Here is a 1,554-nt window from a genome sequence, read left to right as displayed (position 1 = left end):
GGGGGAACACGTCATCGAGTGGTGCCGGGAGGCCGGGTTCCGGGGGATCCGGTTCAACGCCGTGGTGGAGACCAACGAGGCGGCGGTGCGGCTGTGGAAGTCGCTCGGCTTCGAGATCGTCGGGACGGTCCCGGACGCCTTCGACCACGCCGACCACGGCCCGGTGGGTCTGCACGTGATGTACCGGCGGCTGTGAGACCGGGGGCGGGTCGCACGCGGCGGGGTCCGGCGGACCCGGACACGCCGCGCGGCGTGCCGTCGGGTACGGGTGCGTACCCGTAACATCCCGACACAACGGACAAATAGTGACGCATGGCCTCTTCTCGCCGCCGTGTCACTCCCGTTGTCGTCCGTGCGGCGTCCCCGTACCCGGTGCCCCGGCCCCCGCGTATCCGGGTGCCCGCGTAGCCGGGTGTCCGGGTGTCGGGGCCCGCCACCGCCACGCGGAAGGAGCACCCGTGTCCGACGCCAACATCCGCATCCCCGTCGAGGCCCGCGACCGCCTCGCCGAGATCGCCGCCGCCGAGGGCCTGTCGTTGCGCGGCTGGTTGGCCCGCCTCGCCGAGACCTCTCTGACCCCCGCCGAGCGGGTCGCGCGCGCCGAACGAGCCGAGGCGCTGCTGCGCCGTTGGAACGGCTACGGCCCCGACCCGGCCGAACGAGCCGACCTGGACCGGGAGATCGACCGCCGCCTGCACCGCGTGGACCTGGTGTGAGGGGACCGTTCCCGCCCCGCCGCGCGGAGGACGGCGGCCCCGGGCCGGGCGACCGGCCCGGGGCGGCGGAGACCGCGCACCCGGGCATCCCCCGTCCCGCCCCCGGGTACGGCGCCGGGGGCCGAAGGCACCCCGAACCACCGCACGTCGTGCTCGACCACACGGCGATGGTCGCCGCCGACCGGGGCGACACCCTGATCTCCCGCCTGATCCACCGCGCGCACGCCGAACCCGGCTGGTTCCTGGGGGCCGCGGCCTGCGCGCTGGTGGAGGCCGACCGGGCCCGACCGGGGACCGCCGACCGGCTCACCGCCCTGCCCGGGCTGGTCGTGCTCCCCCTCGACCCGGTCGCCGTCCCGGCGGTGGCCCGGGGCCGGGACTGGGCGGACGCCCACACCGAATGGGCCGCCCTGCCGGTGCCCGAACGCCCCGACGGGGCGGTGGTCGCCACCGTGCGGCCGGAGGTCTGGCGGGGGCGCCCGGTCCGGGTGCTCGACCTCGGCCGCGGGGACCTCCGGGCACGACCCGCCGACCCCGGCGACCGGGCCCTGTGACGGGCCCGGCGGCCGGCTGATCCCCCGCCGGGCGCCGGTCACTCCCCCGGTACGGCGCCCGGCAGCCCGCGAACGGTCGCGAGCAGCCGGGCGAAGGCCGGGGTGCCGGGGGTGATCGGCGCGTAGTGGCCGGTACCCGGCAGGGGGACCAGCCGGTCGGCGGGACGCCGCGCGCACCACCGCTCGGACCGGTCGAACGGCACCTGGCCGTCCTCCGTGCCGTGCAGCAGGACCACCGGGACGGGGGGCGGCGGGTGGGCCGCCGGGTCGGCGTCCGCGAGCAG

General features: G+C 77.9%; 3 protein-coding genes and 1 pseudogene. 3 read left to right on the top strand and 1 reads right to left on the bottom strand.

The window, feature by feature from the left end; genetic code table 11:
* From FNQ90_RS22705 to FNQ90_RS22695, 3 genes are all read left to right on the top strand, one after another.
* On the top strand, nt 1–196 hold a 196-nt coding region (locus FNQ90_RS22705; RefSeq protein WP_182608055.1), incomplete at its 5' end, for a GNAT family N-acetyltransferase.
* 262 nt (nt 197–458) lie between these two features.
* Nucleotides 459–716: a hypothetical protein gene (locus FNQ90_RS22700; protein WP_143624675.1), complete on the top strand. Its 258-nt coding sequence runs from the start codon at nt 459–461 to the stop codon at nt 714–716.
* A 167-nt stretch (nt 717–883) separates the two neighbouring features.
* Nucleotides 884–1,270 (top strand): PIN domain-containing protein, encoded by a 387-nt coding sequence (locus FNQ90_RS22695; protein WP_182608056.1) that lies wholly within the window; start codon nt 884–886, stop codon nt 1,268–1,270.
* Between the two features lie 38 nt (nt 1,271–1,308).
* On the opposite strand, the pseudogene FNQ90_RS22690 reads toward FNQ90_RS22695, so the two are convergent.
* Nucleotides 1,309–1,554: pseudogene (locus FNQ90_RS22690) on the bottom strand (alpha/beta hydrolase); the annotation flags it as partial.

Source organism: Streptomyces alkaliphilus (assembly GCF_014141535.1).
Lineage (GTDB): Bacteria > Actinomycetota > Actinomycetes > Streptomycetales > Streptomycetaceae > Streptomyces > Streptomyces alkaliphilus.
This window is presented reverse-complemented; position numbering and strand designations above follow the sequence as displayed.